This is a genomic window from Pseudomonas sp. GW456-12-1-14-TSB6 (genome assembly GCF_059424205.1).
The window spans coordinates 26,775-45,090 of the sequence record NZ_JBWKZE010000043.1; the positions used below are offsets into that span (position 1 = coordinate 26,775).

19 protein-coding genes and 1 pseudogene are annotated in these 18,316 nt (G+C 62.5%); 9 read left to right on the forward strand and 11 right to left on the reverse strand.

Annotated features, from left to right (window positions below; genetic code table 11):
• Window positions 1-46: 46 nt before the first annotated feature.
• Genes AC07Y2_RS26825 through AC07Y2_RS26835 form a run of 3 tightly spaced genes read right to left on the reverse strand, consistent with a single transcriptional unit; the run spans window position 47 to window position 2,628 of the window.
• Window positions 47-1,228, reverse strand: a complete 1,182-nt coding sequence (locus AC07Y2_RS26825; protein WP_039767824.1) for an acetyl-CoA C-acetyltransferase — start codon at window positions 1,226-1,228, stop codon at window positions 47-49.
• Between the two features lie 11 nt (window positions 1,229-1,239).
• The gene (locus tag AC07Y2_RS26830) at window positions 1,240-1,905 is read right to left on the reverse strand and encodes a CoA transferase subunit B (protein ID WP_039767826.1); all 666 of its coding nucleotides are present in this window, start codon (window positions 1,903-1,905) and stop codon (window positions 1,240-1,242) included.
• A 24-nt stretch (window positions 1,906-1,929) separates the two neighbouring features.
• Window positions 1,930-2,628, reverse strand: a complete 699-nt coding sequence (locus AC07Y2_RS26835) for a CoA transferase subunit A (protein WP_007956274.1) — start codon at window positions 2,626-2,628, stop codon at window positions 1,930-1,932.
• Between the two features lie 274 nt (window positions 2,629-2,902).
• Here AC07Y2_RS26835 and AC07Y2_RS26840 point away from each other — a divergent pair, with 274 nt between their 5' ends.
• A complete protein-coding gene (locus tag AC07Y2_RS26840; RefSeq protein WP_103387118.1) occupies window positions 2,903-3,781 on the forward strand; it encodes a LysR family transcriptional regulator in 879 nt (292 codons plus the stop codon).
• Here the strand turns inward: AC07Y2_RS26840 and AC07Y2_RS26845 are convergent.
• On the reverse strand, window positions 3,765-4,613 hold the full coding sequence (locus AC07Y2_RS26845; RefSeq protein WP_103387119.1) for an NAD-dependent protein deacetylase: 849 nt from the start codon (window positions 4,611-4,613) through the stop codon (window positions 3,765-3,767). The two genes, AC07Y2_RS26840 and AC07Y2_RS26845, sit on opposite strands and share 17 nt — an antisense overlap.
• An 81-nt stretch (window positions 4,614-4,694) precedes the next feature.
• Window positions 4,695-5,741, reverse strand: coding sequence for a class I SAM-dependent methyltransferase (locus tag AC07Y2_RS26850; protein ID WP_103387120.1), 1,047 nt, complete (start codon window positions 5,739-5,741; stop codon window positions 4,695-4,697).
• A gap of 343 nt (window positions 5,742-6,084) precedes the next feature.
• Here AC07Y2_RS26850 and AC07Y2_RS26855 point away from each other — a divergent pair, with 343 nt between their 5' ends.
• Both AC07Y2_RS26855 and AC07Y2_RS26860 read left to right on the forward strand, forming a co-directional pair.
• Entirely contained in the window at window positions 6,085-6,924 is an 840-nt protein-coding gene (locus AC07Y2_RS26855) for an HvfB family MNIO-type RiPP peptide maturase (RefSeq protein ID WP_103387122.1), read from the forward strand.
• Window positions 6,917-7,666, forward strand: a complete 750-nt coding sequence (locus AC07Y2_RS26860) for an HvfC family RiPP maturation protein (RefSeq protein ID WP_074687796.1) — start codon at window positions 6,917-6,919, stop codon at window positions 7,664-7,666. Before AC07Y2_RS26855 ends, AC07Y2_RS26860 begins: the two co-directional genes overlap by 8 nt.
• Window positions 7,667-7,668: 2 nt before the next feature.
• Here the strand turns inward: AC07Y2_RS26860 and AC07Y2_RS26865 are convergent, their stop codons facing one another.
• From AC07Y2_RS26865 to AC07Y2_RS26880, 4 genes are all read right to left on the reverse strand, one after another.
• Window positions 7,669-8,703 carry an NAD(P)/FAD-dependent oxidoreductase gene (locus tag AC07Y2_RS26865; RefSeq protein WP_103387123.1) on the reverse strand — a complete coding sequence of 345 codons (1,035 nt, stop codon included), beginning with the start codon at window positions 8,701-8,703 and terminating at the stop codon, window positions 7,669-7,671.
• Entirely contained in the window at window positions 8,690-10,870 is a 2,181-nt protein-coding gene (locus AC07Y2_RS26870; protein ID WP_103387124.1) for a hypothetical protein, read from the reverse strand. Before AC07Y2_RS26870 ends, AC07Y2_RS26865 begins: the two co-directional genes overlap by 14 nt.
• 92 nt (window positions 10,871-10,962) lie before the next feature.
• Complete coding sequence (locus AC07Y2_RS26875) at window positions 10,963-12,267, reverse strand: ATP-binding protein (protein ID WP_103387125.1); 1,305 nt, start codon at window positions 12,265-12,267, stop codon at window positions 10,963-10,965.
• Window positions 12,264-13,004, reverse strand: coding sequence for a response regulator (locus tag AC07Y2_RS26880; protein ID WP_011333526.1), 741 nt, complete (start codon window positions 13,002-13,004; stop codon window positions 12,264-12,266). Before AC07Y2_RS26880 ends, AC07Y2_RS26875 begins: the two co-directional genes overlap by 4 nt.
• A 306-nt stretch (window positions 13,005-13,310) precedes the next feature.
• On the opposite strand from AC07Y2_RS26880, the gene AC07Y2_RS26885 reads away from it, so the two are divergent.
• The 3 genes from AC07Y2_RS26885 (at window position 13,311) to AC07Y2_RS26895 (ending at window position 15,282) form a co-directional block, all read left to right on the forward strand.
• Entirely contained in the window at window positions 13,311-13,580 is a 270-nt protein-coding gene (locus tag AC07Y2_RS26885) for a DUF2790 domain-containing protein (protein WP_039767844.1), read from the forward strand.
• A 29-nt stretch (window positions 13,581-13,609) separates the two neighbouring features.
• Window positions 13,610-13,990, forward strand: coding sequence for a hypothetical protein (locus tag AC07Y2_RS26890; protein WP_103387126.1), 381 nt, complete (start codon window positions 13,610-13,612; stop codon window positions 13,988-13,990).
• Window positions 13,991-14,067: 77 nt separating this feature from the next.
• Window positions 14,068-15,282 (forward strand): cytochrome c biogenesis protein DipZ, encoded by a 1,215-nt coding sequence (locus AC07Y2_RS26895; protein ID WP_085648853.1) that lies wholly within the window; start codon window positions 14,068-14,070, stop codon window positions 15,280-15,282.
• 18 nt (window positions 15,283-15,300) lie between these two features.
• Here the strand turns inward: AC07Y2_RS26895 and AC07Y2_RS26900 are convergent, their stop codons facing one another.
• On the reverse strand, window positions 15,301-15,762 hold the full coding sequence (locus AC07Y2_RS26900) for a GNAT family N-acetyltransferase (protein ID WP_103387127.1): 462 nt from the start codon (window positions 15,760-15,762) through the stop codon (window positions 15,301-15,303).
• Between the two features lie 229 nt (window positions 15,763-15,991).
• Here AC07Y2_RS26900 and AC07Y2_RS26905 point away from each other — a divergent pair, with 229 nt between their 5' ends.
• Both AC07Y2_RS26905 and AC07Y2_RS26910 read left to right on the forward strand, forming a co-directional pair.
• Window positions 15,992-16,264, forward strand: coding sequence for a DUF4242 domain-containing protein (locus AC07Y2_RS26905; RefSeq protein ID WP_007957179.1), 273 nt, complete (start codon window positions 15,992-15,994; stop codon window positions 16,262-16,264).
• Window positions 16,265-16,289: 25 nt separating this feature from the next.
• Window positions 16,290-17,102: a class I SAM-dependent methyltransferase gene (locus AC07Y2_RS26910; RefSeq protein WP_103387128.1), complete on the forward strand. Its 813-nt coding sequence runs from the start codon at window positions 16,290-16,292 to the stop codon at window positions 17,100-17,102.
• A 63-nt stretch (window positions 17,103-17,165) separates the two neighbouring features.
• Here the strand turns inward: AC07Y2_RS26910 and pcsA are convergent, their stop codons facing one another.
• Window positions 17,166-17,888 carry a phosphatidylcholine synthase gene (pcsA, locus tag AC07Y2_RS26915; protein WP_039767868.1) on the reverse strand — a complete coding sequence of 241 codons (723 nt, stop codon included), beginning with the start codon at window positions 17,886-17,888 and terminating at the stop codon, window positions 17,166-17,168.
• A gap of 261 nt (window positions 17,889-18,149) precedes the next feature.
• Here pcsA and AC07Y2_RS26920 point away from each other — a divergent pair.
• A pseudogene (locus tag AC07Y2_RS26920) lies at window positions 18,150-18,316 on the forward strand (DUF533 domain-containing protein); the annotation flags it as partial.

Consider the following 18,316-nt stretch of genomic DNA (forward strand, 5'->3'; position numbering starts at 1 on the left):
AGTGGATGTCGTGGATCCGCCGCCCGCTGTTGAACCTCTTTTGCGCTTAAGCGCGTTCCAGTGCCAGGGCCACGCCCTGACCGCCGCCGATGCACAGGGTCGCCAGACCCTTTTTCGCATCACGCTTGATCATTTCGTGCAGCAAGGTCACCAGCACACGGCAGCCCGACGCACCGATCGGGTGACCGAGGGCAATGGCGCCGCCGTTGACGTTGACCTTGTCCAGATCCCATTGCAGATCCTTGGCCACCGCCAGGGACTGTGCGGCGAAGGCTTCGTTGGCTTCGATCAGGTCGAGTTGGCCGATGCTCCAGCCGGCCTTGTCCAGGCAGCGGCGAGTGGCGGAAACCGGGCCGATGCCCATGATCGCCGGGTCGACGCCGGCGTTGGCGTAGGCGGCGATTTTCGCCAGCACCGGCAGGCCCAGGGCCTTGGCTTTTTCGGCGCTCATCAGGATCACGGCAGCCGCGCCGTCGTTCAGCGAAGAAGCGTTGCCGGCGGTGACGCTGCCGTCCTTCTTGAAGGCCGGACGCAGTTTGGCCAGGGATTCGGCGGTGGTGTCGCCGCGTGGCTGCTCGTCGACCTTGAACGCCACCGGATCGCCTTTGCGCTGCGGGATCAGGATCGGGGTGATTTCATCGACAAAACGACCGGCCTCGATGGCGGCGGCGGCTTTCTGTTGCGACGCGGCAGCGAAGGCGTCTTGCTGTTCGCGGCTGATCTCGTATTTCTCGACCAGATTCTCGGCGGTGATGCCCATGTGGTAATCGTTGAACGCATCCCACAGGCCATCGCTGATCATGGTGTCGACGATTTGTGCGTGACCCATCCGCAGACCGGTGCGCGCGCCCGGCATTACATAGTTGGCCAAGCTCATGTTTTCCTGGCCACCGGCGATGATCACGTCCGCGTCGCCGCAACGGATCGCCTGAGCGCCGAGGTGCAGGGCCTTGAGGCCCGAGCCACAGACCTTGTTCAGGGTCATGGCCGGTACGGCGTGGGGCAGACCGGCCTTGATCGCCGACTGGCGCGCCGGGTTCTGGCCGGCGCCGGCGGTCAGCACTTGGCCCATGATCACTTCATCGACCTGGGCACCGTCCAGACCGGTCTGCTCAAGCAACTGGCGGATGACCGCTGCGCCCAGATCCACGGCGGAGACGCTGGCCAGCGATCCCTGGAAACTGCCGATCGCGGTACGCGTGGCGGCAACAATGACGACGTCTTGCATTTTCGAATTCCTCACTCGGCAGCGAACTGCATTTCTGGTACGTGATCCGGGACGATCAGCTTACCAGCGGTTTTGGCGACGATTTCCTCGACGCTGACGCCAGGTGCGCGTTCCTTGAGGACAAAAGCGCCATTTTCGATTTCCAGGTAGGCCAGGTCAGTCAGGACGCGCTTGATGCACCCGGCGCCGGTCAGCGGCAGGCTGCACTGGCTCAGCAACTTGGACTCACCGTCCTTGGACGCGTGGGTCATGATGACGATGATGTTGTCGGCGCTGGCTACGAGGTCCATCGCGCCGCCCATGCCCTTGACCAGTTTGCCGGGGATCATCCACGAGGCGATGTTGCCTTGTACGTCGACTTCGAAGGCGCCGAGCACGGTCAGGTCGACGTGGCCGCCGCGGATCATCGCAAAGGACTCGGCGGAGTTGAAGATCGACGCGCCGATACGGGCGGTCACGGTTTGTTTACCGGCGTTGATCATGTCGGCGTCGATGGTGTCTTCAGTCGGGAAAGGGCCCATGCCGAGCAGGCCGTTTTCCGATTGCAGCATGACTTCCATGCCTTCGGGGATGTAGTTGGCGACCAGGGTCGGGATGCCGATACCGAGGTTCACGTAGTAGCCGTCCTGCATTTCGCGGGCGACGCGTTGAGCCATTTGTTCGCGGGTAAGTGCCATGTTCTTGTTCTCCGTCAGCCTGGATTATTTGCGGATGGTGCGTTGTTCGATGCGTTTTTCGAACGTGCCGCAAATGACCCGGTCGACGTAGATGCCGGGCGTGTGGATGTGTGCCGGATCCAGCTCGCCGGGTTCGACGATTTCTTCTACTTCGACCACGGTGATCTTGCCGGCGGTGGCGGCCAGCGGGTTGAAGTTCTGGGCGGTGTGGCGATAGATGACGTTGCCGAAGTGGTCGGCTTTCCAGCCTTTGACGATGGCGAAGTCGCCGGTGATGGATTCTTCCATCAGGTACTTGCGACCGTGGAATTCACGCACTTCCTTGCCTTCGGCGACCGGGGTGCCGACGCCAGTGGCGGTGAAGAACGCCGGAATGCCGGCACCGCCTGCGCGCATTTTCTCGGCGAGGGTGCCTTGCGGGGTCAGGACGACTTCGATGTCGCCTTTGAGCAGTTGCTCTTCGAACAGTTTGTTTTCGCCGACGTAGGAGGCGACCACCTTGCTGATCTGGCGGTCGGTCAGCAGCACGCCGAGGCCGAAGCCATCCACGCCGCAGTTGTTGGAGACGACGGTGAGGTCGCGGGTGCCCTTGCGCTTGATCTCGGCGATCAGGTTTTCCGGAATGCCGCACAGGCCGAAGCCGCCGGCGATCACGGTCATGCCGTCTTCAAGACCTGCCATGGCTTCCTCGTAGGAATACACGCGCTTGTCGAAACCTGCCATATGCACCTCTTTTATTGTTTGTCGGGCGGCTGGCTAGCCGAATGACTGGAGTGTCGCGCTCAAGGATATATTTGTTAAGTTGATTTTTAAGGTTGATTGATTGATAAAGCTCAATAATTGGCTTCGTTGATCTTTCCCATGCTCCGCGTGGGAACGCCTCCGGGGACGCTCTGCGTCCCAGTGACGCGGAGCGTCACGGGCTGCGTTACCACGCAGACGGTTCGACGCCTCGACGTGGGAACGATCAAGACTCTGATAGGGAAGCATAGCGTTCATGACCATCAAGCAGATCCGCGCCTTTCTCGCCGTCGCCCAGAGCCTGAGCTTCGCCGTGGCCTGCGAGCGCCTGCACCTGTCGCAATCGGCGTTGAGCCTGACCATCAAGGCGCTGGAAGAAGGCCTGGGCGGGCGCCTGTTCAGTCGCAACACGCGCAATGTGGCGCTGACCCCGGAAGGGGAATCGCTGCTGCCGCTGGCCCGGCGCCTGATCGCCGACTGGGACAACGCCGAGGACGAGATGCGCCAGCGCTTCAGCCTGCAACGCGGGCGGGTGACGCTGGCGGCGATGCCGTCGTTTGCCGGCAATCTGCTGCCGCCGATCCTCAAGACCTTCCGCGCGCGGTATCCGAACGTCAACGTCACGGTCAACGACGTGATCAACGAGCAAGTGCTGGAAATGGTCCGTGATCGTCAGGTCGAACTCGGCGTGGCCTTCGAGCCGATGCAGAACACCTCGCTGACGTTCACGCCGCTTTACCGCGATCGCTTCGTCGCCGTGGTGCCGCAGGATTCGCCGCTGGCGAACCGTAGCGACATTGATTGGCAGACCTTGCTGCAGGAGCCGTTCATCACCCTGCAACGACCGTCCACGGTGCGGGTGATGCTGGAGGAACACTTGCAGGCTCGAGGCATGAAACTGCCGGTGGAATTTGAAAGCCATCAACTGGCGACGGTCGGGCGGATGGTGGCGAGCGGGCTGGGCGTCAGTGCGGTGCCGGCCTTGTGTGCCGGGCAGATGCGCGAGTTGGGCGCGCATTGCCTGACCTTGCACGAGCCGGTGGTGGAGCGGGCGATTGGCGTGTTGACTGATTCCGGGAATGAATTGTCGGCGGCGGCGCAGGCGTTGTTCGACATCCTTAAGGCTGAGCATTGAGGCGTTGTGCCAGTAGCGGCAGCAACTGTTCGCACGACGCTTCAATCTTCAAATCCAGCAACTCATCCGCCCGCGTCTTCCCCAGATTGATCGCAATCAGCGGCTTGCCCCGATCCGCAATCACCCGGCACAGGCGAAACGCCGAATACGCCATCAGCGACGAACCGACCACCAGCATCCCGGCGGCATTTTCCGCCAGCGCCATGGCCCGCGCCGCCGTCGGCTGTGCCACGTTCTCGCCAAAAAACACCACGTCCGGTTTCATCCGCTCGCCTGCGCAATGCGGGCAATGCGGCACCTGAAAGCGCGCCTCGAAGGCCGGATCGAGCAGAGTATCGCCGTCCGGTGCCTGCACGGCATCGACGCCCGCCAGATACGGGTTCTGCGTTTCCATCAGTTGCTGAATCGAGTCCCGCTCGCTGCGCTGGCCGCAATCCAGACACAGCACCCAGTGCAGGCTGCCGTGCAGTTCGATGACATCGCGACTGCCGGCCTGATCGTGCAGGGTGTCGACGTTCTGGGTAATCAGGCCGCCGATCCGGCCGTGGCTTTGCAGACTGGCCAGCGCCTCATGGGCAGCGTTCGGCCGTGCCTGGCGCACCCGTGGCCAGCCGAGCATGGCCCGGGCCCAGTAGCGCCGGCGCGATTGCGGGGCGGCGAGGAATTCCTGGTACATCATCGGCTGCCGGCCACGGCGTACGCCGTCGCTGTCGCGGTAGTCCGGAATGCCCGACGGCGTACTGATGCCGGCGCCGGTCAGCACAATGAAGTCGCCATCGGCAATGATTTGTTGCAGAGAGTCGAGCGGGTCGGGGAGGGGACGGTCGAGCATGATCAGCGCTCCGCAGGCTGTAAGTGCCTTGCAGGTTAGCACCGACGGACGCCTCTTTTCAGAGGCGTCCGCTGCCCGAGGTTACTTGCGCGCCTCCAGAATCAGGTTGAACGGCGTCTGCGTCGCCCGCCGGAAGTGTTTGAAGCCCGCTTCGGTAAACACTTTGCGCAAGCGCGACTCGCCCGCCTGCGCACCGAGGCCGAGTCCCACTTCCTGGGATAGCGAATTTGGCGTGCAGATGAACGTTGACGCGGCATAGAACAAGCGCCCGACCGGCGTGATGTTTTCGTCCAGGGTGTCGTTGGCAAACGGCTCGACCAGCAGCACCGTGCCGTCGTCTTTCAATGATTCAAACGCATGCTTTGCCGCACCGACCGGGTCGCCCATGTCGTGCAGGCAGTCGAAATAGCAGATCAGGTCATAGTCATCGCCGGGATAGCTTTTCGCCGTGCCCTGGAAGAACCGCGCGCGACTGCTGACGCCGCCTTCTTCGGCCCGTTGAGTGGCGACGGTGATCGAAGGTGCGTGATAGTCGAAGCCGACGAACCGCGAGTTGGGATAGGCCTGGGCCATGATCACCGTGGACGCACCGTGACCACAGCCGATGTCGGCGACCTTGGCGCCTTCTTCGAGTTTGGCCACCACGCCGTCCAGCGCCGGCAGCCACTCGGCGATCAAATGCCCCTTGTATCCGGGGCGGAAGAAGCGCTCGGTGCCGGTGAACATGCACGGATGGTGATCGCCCCAGGGCAGGGCGCCGTTGCCGCGCATGGCTTTGACCAGTTTGTCTTTGTCATGGAAAAACGACGCCACCACGCCCAAGCCGCCGGCCACGTACACCGGCGAATCCTCCTTGGCCAGGGCCAGCGCCTGTTCTTCCGGCAGACGAAATTTGCCGTCGTGGTGTTCCATGTAGCCGGACGCCGCGTGGGCGCTCAGCCATTCGCGCACCAGTCGCGGGTTGCAGGTGGTTTTTGCAGCGAGGGTTTCGGGGCTGATCGGCTGGCTGTCGGCCATTGCCCGATAGAGGCCGAGTTCTTCGCCGACAATGACATTGGCCAGCATCGCCGCGCCGCCCATGTCGTTGACCAGTTTGCCCATGAATTCATTGAGTCTGGCCTCGTCCATTTCATGTGCTCCTTTGACAGGATCACAGTCCGGTGGCGTTGGGGGTCGAGGCATTCACCACCGGGCGGTGGTCGTGGAAACGGGCAGGGCGACACTGCTGTCCTGCGTCCCCCTCGACTGGGTACTGATTGAGTCTAGCCGCTGTTGGCGGCGGCGGGAGCGGGCTGTGTGGATTTCGGGGTTGTGTATCGCGACGGTGTCTGTATCCCACTGTGTACAGACCCGCCGCCGATACAAAACCCGCCACTTCCCGCGCATTGCCCACACAGCCGCGATACACCCGCCGGTTTTACTGAACCTGTCAGTCGCCACGCCCGGCGGCTCCTCAGCAGAGATCTTGCCCATGCAGATTCCCCACCCCACCTTGCAGGCCAGTGTCGGGCTCGGCCTGCGTCGCGGCCTGATGAAAGACCTGCAGGCCGCGCGCACCGGCGATTTCGACTTTCTCGAAGTGGCGCCGGAAAACTGGATCGGCGTCGGCGGTGCCCATGGCGCCGCGTTGCGCGAGCTGGCCGAGCGCTATCCGTTGTCCTGCCACGGGTTGTCGTTGTCGCTCGGCGGTTCGGCGCCGCTGGACGTGGGCTTTCTCCGGGAAGTGCGAACCTTTCTCGATCAGCACAAGGTGCCGCTGTACAGCGAACACCTGAGCTATTGCAGCGACGACGGTCACCTCTACGACCTGCTGCCGCTGCCGTTCACCGAAGAAGCGGTGCACCACGTCGCCGCGCGGATTCGCCAGGCCCAGGACATTCTCGGCAGGCGGCTGGCGGTGGAAAACGTTTCCTACTACGCCGCGCCCCGGCAGGACATGGACGAAGTGACCTTCACCAACGCCGTGCTGCGCGAGGCCGATTGCGACCTGCTTCTCGACGTGAACAACGTTTACGTCAACTCGATCAACCACGGTTTCGACCCGCAGACGTTCCTGGCCGCCATCGAGCCGGGCCGGGTGGTCGGGATGCACGTGGCTGGGCACTTTGACGAGTCCGACACGCTGAAGATCGACACCCATGGCGCCTCGGTCAAACCGGTGGTCTGGTCGTTGCTGGCCGACGCTTATGCCCGATTCGGCGCGCAGCCGACCTTGCTGGAGCGGGATTTCAATTTCCCCGCGTTCTCTGAACTGGTGGCCGAGCTGCAGACCATTCGCCGTCTGCAAATCGAAGGAGGCCCGCGTGGATAATCTTCTGCGGCAACAACAGGCGTTGACCCGCTACCTGCGCGATCCAGAGCATGAAGCGCCGCCCGCCGACATGAACGCGGCACGGGTCAATGTCTATCGCGATCTTGTGTTCAACAACGTCTCGCAACTGCTGGGCAGCACGTTTCCTGTGCTGATCCGGATCATCGGCCAGGAACGCTGGCGCACATTGATTCGTGGCTTCCTGCGGGACTACCGGGCGCAGACGCCGAAATTCGGCGAGATCGCCGAGGAGTTTGTCGGTTACCTGGCGTCGGAGCCCGCTGTATTGAGCGCGGGTGACTGGCCGGCGTTTCTGGTGGAACTGGCGCATTACGAATGGGTGGAAATGGTATTGCAGCAGTCTGACGCTGAACCCTTGCCTGCGAGCAATCCGGCGCACTTGTTGGAGCGGCCGTTGCAGGTCTCGGCGCTGGCCTGGGCATTGGCGTACACCTGGCCGGTGCAGATGCTCGGGCCGGATCATCAACCGGCCACGCCGCCGGCCCAGCCGACGCTGTTGCTGGTGCGGCGCACGACGGACTGGAGTGTGAAGTTTTCCGAGTTGAGCCCATTGGCGTGGCGGCTGTTGCAGCGGATCGACGAGTTCCCGTTGCTGAGCGGTCGCGAGCAGTTGCAAGGGTTGGCGATGGAGGCGGGATTGCCCGGAACTGCGTCGTTCATGGACAGCGGACTGGCGTTGCTGCGCCAGATGCATGAGGACGGTGTGATCGGCATTGTCTGAAATCAGTCGTCAGCAGCCAGCCAGCGTGGAGGATCAGGATGAAGGCGGTAGAAGCGACGCAGTTGTGCCATGTCCTTCTCGAACCAGTCACCCAGCCATTGTTTGTATTGCCGCTGAGCCGACGTTTGGACAGAGGGTTGCCCGAGGCAGTCATACACCGCCTGCGCGGCTTGCATGCCGGTCATCAAGGCCTTGAGCACGCCATGGGAAGACGCCGGGTCAAGCTGACTGGCCGCGTCGCCGACCACGAAGTAGCCGCCACCGGCTGCTGCGGTGCTGATGCGCCACGTCACATCGGCGCCGTGGATGGCGCCTTGCGTGGGCAAATGTTGCAGCGGTTCCGGCACGGTTGGGTGGCCAAGGTTTGGCGCTTCGAATGCCAGATGCGTCCAGTGCGTCAATTGCGCCTGTACCCTGGCGATCCACGTCCATCCAGCAGGGCCCGCCGACAAGTGCGGTGCGTGTTGGTAAGCGAGTGGACAACCCCGGACGTAACCGTAGCGGGCAATCAGGCGTGGCGAACAGCGGCGGACGGTCAATCCCAGCTGTCGATGCAGCCAGGCTGACGCACCGCTGGCATCGATCACATAGGCGGCGTGCAACGGGCCTGAATCGGTTCGCACACCGGTCACGCGGTTCTTTTCGCTGAGGACGGCGAGTGCGCGACACGGCTGACGCACCATCACTCCCAGCGCTGCGGCGTGCTGCAATAACGTCGTGTCCAGCGTTTCACGGGGAATCTGAAAGCCTTGCCATGGACCCTTGTCGTCACTACCGAAACCGTTGAAACGCAACGGCTCGTTCCATTGCACCCAGTACCCGTTGAAGCGCAACGCATCCTGCGCACACAGTTGCCCGGCGACGCCCAGTTGCTGCAAAACAGGTTCAATGCCAGGATGCAGGCTTTCACCGGGGCGAAATCGCGGGAAGTCATGACGCTCGATCAATGCCACGTGCAGACCGCGTTGTGCGCAACCGATCGCTGCCGCCGATCCCGCCGGACCGCCGCCGACCACCACGACATCAAAGGGCTTCAAGGGCGAGCTGCCACGTGGTGTTTTCGTGTTTGACCAGTATCGTTTCGGCGCTGACAAACAGTCGTACCAGTTGCTTGACCTGCACATCCCTCCATCTGAAGTCTTCGACAGGGATGCTTTCGGTGCCACGTTTGTATATCAGGAAGCGAAAGACCCAACCGCGTAACACGATGCCGACCTGCTGTTGCGCCGAATCAAGTTCCGGGTCGGGGCGCTGCACACGGATGAAGGACAGCAACGGCCACGTATTACGCAAGGTCATGTCGGTTCCCGCACCGAGTACGTTGTACACGCGGTACATCGAGAGCACCCGGTCTTGATATTCCTGCTGGGTTATTGCGCCGGTCTGTTGCAGGGAGAATCTGTTTTCAAGGGCGACTTGTGTGTAATCGCTGTATTCGTAGGCGCGATAGCGGACGAACATCCGACCCTGATTCTGGATCAGTTGCGGGGGTGGCTGGTTGTCCCAGGCGACGTTGCCGGTTCCGGTTTCCGCATCGGTCAACGGGATGATGGTGGGCAGGCTGGAGCGTGGTTCGTATATGCGAGCGGAATCGGGTGCCAGGCCTGGCCAGAAAGAGCCCAATGCTGCGCAGATTCTTGCATCCTCGGGAAAAGGGCTGGCCATCTGGTAACCGGCGAGACGGTTGATCCAGCTGCCGTCCGGGCTCTGCTCGCGAACCTGGCCCACCCCCCACCCGGGGGCGAAAAGCCCGGCTTCGCCGTCCGGCAATGTAGAAGGGCGATCAATACCGGGAAGGTGTGTGCCTGCCAACGGCGTTGAGCCAAGCTTGTGCGGCAAGCCGACTATCGCGGTGACTCCTCGATCCTCCGGGGAGAACGGTTGACCCTTGAGGGCCAGGTTGGGGCAATAGCGCACATTCGATAACGCCTGCAGTCGGGCATGCCAGATGTTCGGGTCGGTAAAGGCTGGCACCTGGCTGGCCCAGTGCATCAGGCGGCGCGGGTGGCAAAACGGAAAGAAATCCGGGGGGGCAATGATCGAATAGGCAGGTATCGACTGCAGATGCCCCAGCGACGTGCAGTGCGCACTGATACAACCGTCGGCCGTGCCGTCCCGATGGTGCAGGGCGCGATAGCCGCCTTGCCTCACCAGCTCGGCGACACCCTCGCGGTGGTTCAGATCTTCGATCGTGCCATCGTCGTGGAGCATTGACCGACCGTGGATCATGCCTCCCGAGTCCCTGGGCATCGTGAATGACAACAACTGGCCCCGGTAATGGGCCTGCTCGGCGAGCCTGGGTCTGGGCCGGGGCAACAGTAGACTCGACCCCGATCCGCGCTCCACCTCCAGCGTTGCCAGACCATCGGTGATGACAAATGGGTATTGGGAAATATCCGGTTCTTGCCAGCCGGTGTCGCTGTGACGCAGATGGATGTGGCGAATCTTTTCATTGATATGAAAAGCTTTGAATTTCACCTCCAGATCCAGTCCCGCAAGGCATTCCTTGCCATCGAACAGCTTGTGCATCGGCACCCAGAATTTCAGTGCGGGATCGACGTCTGGCTGAGCATCCATCGGGCCGAACTGTTCGTGATTTCCTTGGCGTTGCACGGCGATATAGGCGCTGTAATGCACCGGCATTATGCGAATGCCATAGGCGTCATTCTCAACGAAGGGCAAGAATGAGCGCAGATCGGGGGAGTACAGTTCGCTGCTATTGCCTACACGGGCAATGCCTGTACGCGAATAACACAGATCGGCGTGCTCACCATGCACCGTGTCGGCGGCGCAACGGTATTCGCTGGCAAACACTGCCACGGCCAGCGGTTCGCCCTGGACTTGTCGCTGTAAATCCTTGGGCGTGGGCGGCTGGACGCCGAAGACATAGTTCAGCACCGCCTCGATTTCGGCTGGGGTTGGATACGTTTGCAGGGGCTGACCGCCCGCGTCGCGCGTGACCCGTGGTGACGCCAATGCATGAAAGAGCAGGCTCTGAGCGGGCCGGGAAGGTTCGATCGCTCGATTGCCGGCCGGGCAAAAGTCCTCGAAACCGGGAACAGTCCGGTCGATACGCAGCGGTTTGAGCAGTTCGGCCTTGAGCGGTACCGCAAGAATGTCCAGACCATGGGCCAGCAACAGCGAGTGCCAGCCACCCGGCGCGAGCCGCCGGCATGCCTGGTTGACAGTTTCGAGCAGAGACATGGATCACCACGCAACGGCTGAGCGAGGTGTCATCCCACAATAATTCTGCCCGGCCGGCTACTGTCAGATCTGACAGTAGCGACCGCTGGCGCTCAGCTCAGTGGCAATTTCAGCTCCGCACACAATCCGCCACCTTCACGATTGCTCAGCGTCAGCGAACCGCCCAGCGCCAGCGCCAGTTGCTGGGCGATCGCCAGCCCCAGCCCGGTGCCGCCGGTGCTGCGGTTGCGTGAGTTCTCCACGCGGTAGAACGGCTCCATCACCTGGGCCAGCTCTTCTTCGGCGATGCCCGGGCCGCGATCCATGACCTTGATCGAGAGGCCGTTCCTGTCGCGTTGAATCAGCAGTTCGGCAGCGCCGGCGAACTTCAACGCGTTGTCGGTCAGGTTGACCAGCACCCGGCGCAAGGCGTGGGGGCGGGTGTCGATGACCGCCTCACTCTTGCCGCTCAACTGCACTTGCTTGCCCATGTCCTGATAGTCGAACACCAGGCTGTCGAGGAACGAATCCAGGTTGGTGCGCCGGCTTTCCTCGGTCGAGCCGTGGATGCTGCGGGCATAGGCCACGCCTTCGCGCACCAGATGTTCCATCTCGCCGAGGTCGTTCCACAGTTTGTCTTTCTCGGCCGAATCGTCCATGAACTCCGCCCGCAGCTTCATGCGGGTGATCGGGGTTTGCAGGTCGTGGGAGATCGCCGCCAGCAGTTGCATGCGCTCTTTCAGGTACGCGGCGATGCGCGCCTGCATCGAGTTGAAGGCGCGGGCGGCGTAGGCCACTTCGTTCGGGCCTTTTTCGTCGAGGTTGATCGGGTGAGCGTTGGGGTCGAGGGTTTCCACGGCGTTGGCGAGGCGGGTGAGGGGGCGGATGGCGATGCGCACCGCCAGCCAGGTGCAGGCGAGCATCAGCGCCAGTTGCCCGAGCAACACCACCGGCAGCCACGGTGACAGCGGCACCATCGACGGGCGCACATCGATGGTCACCGGGCTGCCGTCGCTCAGGCGCAGGTGGCCCTGAAAGTGTTTTTTCGGGCCGGGAATATCGGTGAACGTCAGCGGATAGGCCTCGCCAATTGCATCGGTAATCGAGGTGACGGCAATCGGCACGTCCTGCGGATCCAGCGGTGTGCCCGGTTCGCCTTCGCTCAGCAGATAGCCGTAATTCTTGCGAGCCAGGCGTTTGAGCCACATCGGGCGCTCTTCGGCGGGCAGTCGGTCGAGGATGGCAATCGAGGTCGAAACGTCGGTTTCGAGGTTGCCGAGCATGGTGTTCTTCGCGCTTTCGTAGCGCTCGTAATATTGCGCACCGAACGACAGCGCCTGAGCGAGGATCAGGCCGATCAGGAAAATCAGCGACAAGCGGGAGGCGAGGGTGCGCGGCCAGCGCAGGGCGAGATTCATGCGGGGGCTCCGAGGACTTCGACCGGCAGCGAGAACACATAGCCTTCGCTGCGCACGGTCTTGATGTAGGCCGGTTCACGGGCGTCATCCAGCAGGCGCTGGCGCAGACGGCTGACCAGCAGATCGATGGAACGGTCGAACAGATCGGCGTCGCGGCCCTGGGTCAGATTCAGCAATTGATCGCGGCTCAACACCCGTTGCGGATGGTCGAGGAACACGCGCAATAGACGGTATTCCGCGCCACTCAGCGCGACCATGGTGCCGTCCTTGTCCAGCAGATGCCGGGCGGAGGTGTCGAGCTGCCAGCGGCCGAACGCCAGCAGCCGGCCACTTTCGGTGACCACCAGATTCGGCGGCAGCATTCGCGTGCGGCGCAGCACGGCGTTGATCCGCGCCAGCAGCTCGCGGGCGGCGAAGGGTTTGGTCAGGTAGTCATCGGCGCCCATTTCCAGGCCGAGGATGCGGTCGGTTTCATCATTGCGCGCGGTGAGCATCAGGATCGGCGTGGCCTTGTGTTTGCCCGAGCGCAATTCGCGGCACAGCAGCAGGCCGTCGTCGCCGGGCATCATGATATCGAGCACGATCAGGTCGACGGTGTTGGCTTCCAGAAAACTGCGCATCTGCCGGCCATCGGCAACTACTGTGGTGCGCAGGCCGTTCTTCTTCAGGTAATTGCCGACCAGTTCGCGAATCTCGCGGTCGTCGTCGACGATCAGGATGTGATCGACATGTTCCATGGGGCCAAACCTCAATCAAAGGGGATTGCCGGGCAGTCTATCGAGCCTGCGCGAGGCCGCCTGCCTGCCTTTGTATTGCAGTGTATCCAGCGCTGTGACGGATACACACCGACGCAAAAAGCGGATTTTTACAGGGTTTTGTATCGCTGTGTATCCCGGGCGGGCGCGGATACGTAGCGATTTATACACGGCATTTGCCGACACATGCGCGATACCTCGCGAGCTTTAAATGAGCTCCATCGAGGCACACACAGAACGCCTCGGCCCAATCAACGATTCAACCATTGAAGCCCCGAGGAAAACGCCATGAACGCCAAGACCAAATCGATCGCTGCCGCTTGCCTGTTTGCCGCTCTGAACATCTGCACCCTGTCGGCCCGCGCCGAAGCCGATGTCACTCCGCAAACCTACTCCTACGGCAGCCACCTGGACATCCAGAAAGTGGTGTCGCTGAAACAGGACAACTCGATGACCTGCGGCATCGTCGACGCCCGCCTGACCTACCTCGACTCGGCCGGCAAGACCCAGGTGCTCGACTACCGCAAATTCGCCGACGGCTGCAACGAAGACAACTGATTACCCACCTCTATAAAAGGAACATCGCCATGAACAACGTATCGCGCTATCTGACCGCTGTTGCCTTCTCCCTCGCCGGCGTCGCGGCCCACGCCAACGCTGCCGTCGAACAGAACAGCTGTGGCAGCAGCACCTGCTTCCAACTGGCCCCGGTGGCCAAGCCGGGCAGCGACGGCCTGATCGCCGCCGACGGCGCCAGCCGCACACCACAAGGCCAAACACTGGCTGCCGACGGCTCCAGCCGCACGCCACAGGGCCAGACATTGGCTGCCGACGGCTCCAGCCGTACGCCACAGGGCCAGACATTGGCTGCCGACGGCTCCAGCCGTACGCCGCAAGGCCAGACGCTGGCCGAGAACGGTGCCAGCCGCACGCCGCAAAGCCAATGGCTGGACAGCCAGACGGTTTGAGGATTGAAGGGGGCTGCCCGTAACGGGCGCCCCCCGAACCACTCAACAGACCACCCCTCATTCAAAAGGTGAACCTCATGTTTCTCATCGCTTTCCTGGGCGGTCTGTTGACTGTCCTCAGCCCGTGCATCCTGCCGGTGGTGCCGTTTCTGTTCGCCGGTGCCGACCGCACCCGTTCTTCGATCCTGCTGACCCTCGGCGGCATGGCCCTGACCTTTGCCCTGATCTCCAGCCTGGCGGTGGTCAGCAGCGAGTGGGTGATCGAGGCCAGCAACACCGGTCGCCACATTGCGCTGGCGGTGATGGTGCTGTTTGCGCTGTCGCTGATTTCCGCGCGCATCGGTGACTGGCTGGCCCGGCCCTTCGTACTGCTGGGCAATCGCCTCGACCCCGACGCCCGGAAAAAGACCGGGCCCATGGCGTCGATCATGATCGGTGTCGCCACCGGTCTGCTGTGGGCGCCGTGCGCCGGGCCGATCCTCGGCGTGATCCTCACCGGTGCCATGCTGCAAGGCGCCAACGCCCAGACCAGCCTGTTGCTGCTGGCCTACGGCGCAGGCAGTGCGTTGTCGCTGGGAACGCTGATCTTCGCCGGTCGCGGCCTGGTCAACCGACTGAAACCGTCGATTCCTTTCACTGGCTGGTTCCGCCGCGGCGCGGGTGTTGCGGTGCTGGCGACGGCGGCGGTGATCGCCACCGGTACCGACAACGTGCTGCTGGCCAATACCTCGTCCCAAGGCGTGGCATCGGTCGAGAAAAGCGTGCTGGAGAACGTGCCGAAAGTCGTGGACTACTTCGTCAGCAAAGTCCGTGCAGACTCGACTGAAGACGAGGCGGGCAAAGGCGCGATGCCGTCGCTGTCCGGTGCGGTGCAATGGCTGAACTCGCCGGAACTGACCGCTGAGTCCCTGCGCGGCAAAGTGGTGCTGGTGGACTTCTGGACGTATGACTGCATCAACTGCCAGCACACCCTGCCGTACGTCAAAGAGTGGGAGAAGAAGTACGGCAAGGACGGCCTGGTGGTGATCGGTGTGCACACCCCGGAATACGGCTATGAGCGGATCATCGACAACGTCAAGGATCAGGTGAAGAAGCTCGGCATCACCTACCCGGTAGCCATCGACAACAACTACGCGATCTGGCGCAACTTCGATAACCAGTACTGGCCGGCGCATTATCTGGTCGACGCCAAGGGGCAGGTGCGTTACACCCACTTTGGCGAAGGCAGTTATCAGGCGCAGGAGCAGATGATTCAGCAACTGCTCAAAGAGGCCAAGGCGCCGGCTGCGTAAACCGCAAAACTCAATGGCTCACAGGTCGCGCACCATGAGCCATTGTTCGTTGCCCCAGGCGTGAAAACGCTCCAGCACCGTCCAGCCGCGTTTGGCGTAATAGTCCTGTTTGCTCTGGGTGTGCAGATAGAAACGCGGCAGGCCCCGTTTTCTCGCCTCCTCAGCAATTCCCTCGATCAGCCTTTCTGCCAGACCCTGGTCGCGTGATTCGGGGCTGACCAGCACACAGGCCAGCCACGGCCCCAGATCCGGTCGAAGGGCCAGATCCGCCCGAGCCAGTGCCGCACCGCCCAGCAGTCGATCTCCGTCCAGCGCAATCAGGCAACGCCAGTCGCCATTGGTCTGGCCCTCGGCAAATTCGCGCTGCCATTCGGCCAAAGGTTGCTCGGCATATTCGTAGTGAAACTGGCGGTGGATCCACGCCGCGTAAGTGTCGCTGTGCTGCAGGTGATCGGCGAGCCATTCGAAGCGCAAGGACATGATCGAATTCCGTTCCGGTGAGGGCCTGCATGAGAGCCGATCAGCCGGCGCGTTGGCAACCCCCCGACAGTGTTTCGGGGCCTTTACAAAATCCCGCCATTCATCGGCCAATGCCCGGTTTTACGGGCTCTCCGGACGATTGGCAGGGACGCCGGACAGCGCCCGCGCGATAGTGGGCGAGCAGGGCCGCCAACGGCTCTGACATCCATAAAAAGAATGCGAGGTTGCCATGCCGAAGTTCGTGATTGAACGCGAGATTCCAGGAGCCGGAAAGCTATCGGAGCAAGAACTCAAGGCCGTATCGCAAACGTCCTGCAACGTGCTGCGTGAACTCGGGCCAGAGGTGCAGTGGCTGCAGAGTTATGTGACTGCCGACAAGATCTATTGCGTGTACATCGCACCCAACGAGGAACTGGTGCGCGAACACGCAAAGCGTGGGGGATTTCCGGCCAACAGCGTGTCCCGGGTGACGAGCATCATCGACCCGACGACCGCCGATTGACCCCTCTGCCGTGGAGCCCCCATTCATGAGTACCCCCATTGATCTCACTGCCCTGAAGGAACGCCAGAAAGTCGCCTGGGCCAGTGGCGACTACGCCGTGATCGGCACCACGCTGCAGATCGTCGGCGAAACCCTCGCCGAAGCCTGCGACCTGCGTTGCGATGAAGAAGTGCTGGATGTCGCCGCCGGCAACGGCAATGCCACGCTGGCGGCGGCACGCCGGGGTTGTCTGGTGACGTCCACCGACTATGTCGCGGCGTTGCTGGAACGCGGCCAGGACCGGGCGCGCGCCGAGCATCTGGAGGTGACCTTTCAGGTCGCCGATGCCGAAGCGCTGCCGTTTGCCGATTCCAGTTTCGATGCGGTGCTGTCGACCTTCGGCGTGATGTTCGCCCCGGATCAGGCGAAAGCGGCCAAGGAGCTGGCGCGGGTCTGTCGCCGGGGCGGACGGATCGGCCTGGCCAACTGGACGCCGGAAGGCTTCGTCGGCCAGATGTTCAAGACCCTCGGTCGCTACCTGCCACCGCCACCCGTTGCGCAACCGCCCTCGAACTGGGGCGCGGAAGCCTGGCTGCATTCGCATTTCGACGATCGCCAGTTTCAGTTGCAGGTGACTCGGCGCCACTTCAACTTCCGCTATCGCTCGGCGGCGCATTTCATTGATGTGTTTCGCCACTGGTACGGGCCGGTACACAAGGCGTTCGCGGCGTTGCCGCCGGAGAGTGGGCAGGCGTTGGAGACGGATCTGACGCTACTGATCGACGGGCTGAACCGGGCGGGGGCGGAATCGATGGTGGTGCCGAGCGAGTATCTGGAGGTGGTCATCACTAAACGCTGAGCGTCATGCAAAACAACTGCGGGAGCGAGCCTGCTCGATCCCGCAGGGATTGCGACAGGGCTTCTATTTCAGATGCGCACTGTCAAACCACTCCAGCGCGGTGCGCCAGATGCAGATGCCGAGGAAGTATGCCGACGCCAGCAACCACAAGCCCATCACCAGCGGGTTGATCACCGGGTGATTCAGCACCAGCGACAGGCTGCACAACAGCCAGATCGCCGTCACCGCAATGTTGATCGGCATGAACCGGCGTACCCGGAACGGGTGGAGGAACTTCATGCGGGTCACGGTCAGCAGCGCCAGGCCAATCACCGTCAGGAAGGTGAGCCACGGCCCCGGATCGATGATGTACAGACACAAGGCAACCACGTTCCAGGCGGCGGGGAAACCGACGAAATAGTTGTCCTTGCTCTTCATGTTGACGTTGCAGAAGCAGAACAGCGACGACACCAGAATCAGCGACACGGTCAGCAGCAGGGTGTAGTCGGGCAGGGGAATGTAGCGATAGATGAACAGCGCCGGGATGAACACGTAGGTCAGGTAGTCGATCACCAGATCGAGGATCGATCCGTCGAAACTCGGCAACACCGACTGCACGTTGACCTTGCGCGCCAGCGCTCCGTCGAGGCCGTCGACGATCAGCGCCACGCCCAGCCACATCAGGCAGTGGATCGGCTGGTTTTCCAGCAGGGCAAGGGTGGCCAGGAAGGCGGTGACCACGCCGGTCGCGGTGAAACCATGGGCGCCCCAGGCCTTGAGCCTGGCGATGTGGACGGTCGATATCACGAAGGCGTTCTCCAGAAAATGCAGCAAGCCGCGTAAACCCTCGGGCAGCAAGGGCGGCGACCAACCGGGTCGGGGTTGCAGCTATCGACCGGTCGGGCCGGGTCAAGGTTCACCCATTCGTGAAGATTAGCTGGCCGGGGAAAAATTTCTCTGGAGAATCACTCGCCCCAGGGCCACGTCAGCCAAACGGTGCTGGCGCAACGCATCAGGAGGGCTATCGTTGCCTGACGCAGTCATACCCCTTTGCCTGAGGACGACGTCATGAACACCAGCGATCTGCTCGAACAACTGCTGCGAGGCCAGGCCTCGGCGGGACAACCAGGTGGCGCGTCGGCCGGCGGGGGAGCGGGTGGGCTTGGCGGGTTGCTCGGCGGTCTGCTGGGCGGCGGCAGTGGCGGCGGTTCTGCTGCCGGAGGGCTGGGTGGCCT

Coding starts and splice junctions, on each gene's coding strand:
- AC07Y2_RS26830 (WP_039767826.1), bottom strand. CDS start 1,905: ATGGCACTTACCCGCGAACAAATGGCTCAACGCGTCGCCCGCGAAATG.
- AC07Y2_RS26905 (WP_007957179.1), top strand. CDS start 15,992: ATGCCGAAGTTCGTGATTGAACGCGAGATTCCAGGAGCCGGAAAGCTA.
- AC07Y2_RS26840 (WP_103387118.1), top strand. CDS start 2,903: ATGACCATCAAGCAGATCCGCGCCTTTCTCGCCGTCGCCCAGAGCCTG.
- AC07Y2_RS26895 (WP_085648853.1), top strand. CDS start 14,068: ATGTTTCTCATCGCTTTCCTGGGCGGTCTGTTGACTGTCCTCAGCCCG.
- AC07Y2_RS26875 (WP_103387125.1), bottom strand. CDS start 12,267: ATGAATCTCGCCCTGCGCTGGCCGCGCACCCTCGCCTCCCGCTTGTCG.
- AC07Y2_RS26900 (WP_103387127.1), bottom strand. CDS start 15,762: ATGTCCTTGCGCTTCGAATGGCTCGCCGATCACCTGCAGCACAGCGAC.
- AC07Y2_RS26855 (WP_103387122.1), top strand. CDS start 6,085: ATGCAGATTCCCCACCCCACCTTGCAGGCCAGTGTCGGGCTCGGCCTG.
- AC07Y2_RS26870 (WP_103387124.1), bottom strand. CDS start 10,870: ATGTCTCTGCTCGAAACTGTCAACCAGGCATGCCGGCGGCTCGCGCCG.
- AC07Y2_RS26850 (WP_103387120.1), bottom strand. CDS start 5,741: ATGGACGAGGCCAGACTCAATGAATTCATGGGCAAACTGGTCAACGAC.
- AC07Y2_RS26910 (WP_103387128.1), top strand. CDS start 16,290: ATGAGTACCCCCATTGATCTCACTGCCCTGAAGGAACGCCAGAAAGTC.
- AC07Y2_RS26880 (WP_011333526.1), bottom strand. CDS start 13,004: ATGGAACATGTCGATCACATCCTGATCGTCGACGACGACCGCGAGATT.
- AC07Y2_RS26890 (WP_103387126.1), top strand. CDS start 13,610: ATGAACAACGTATCGCGCTATCTGACCGCTGTTGCCTTCTCCCTCGCC.
- AC07Y2_RS26835 (WP_007956274.1), bottom strand. CDS start 2,628: ATGGCAGGTTTCGACAAGCGCGTGTATTCCTACGAGGAAGCCATGGCA.
- AC07Y2_RS26825 (WP_039767824.1), bottom strand. CDS start 1,228: ATGCAAGACGTCGTCATTGTTGCCGCCACGCGTACCGCGATCGGCAGT.
- AC07Y2_RS26885 (WP_039767844.1), top strand. CDS start 13,311: ATGAACGCCAAGACCAAATCGATCGCTGCCGCTTGCCTGTTTGCCGCT.
- AC07Y2_RS26845 (WP_103387119.1), bottom strand. CDS start 4,613: ATGCTCGACCGTCCCCTCCCCGACCCGCTCGACTCTCTGCAACAAATC.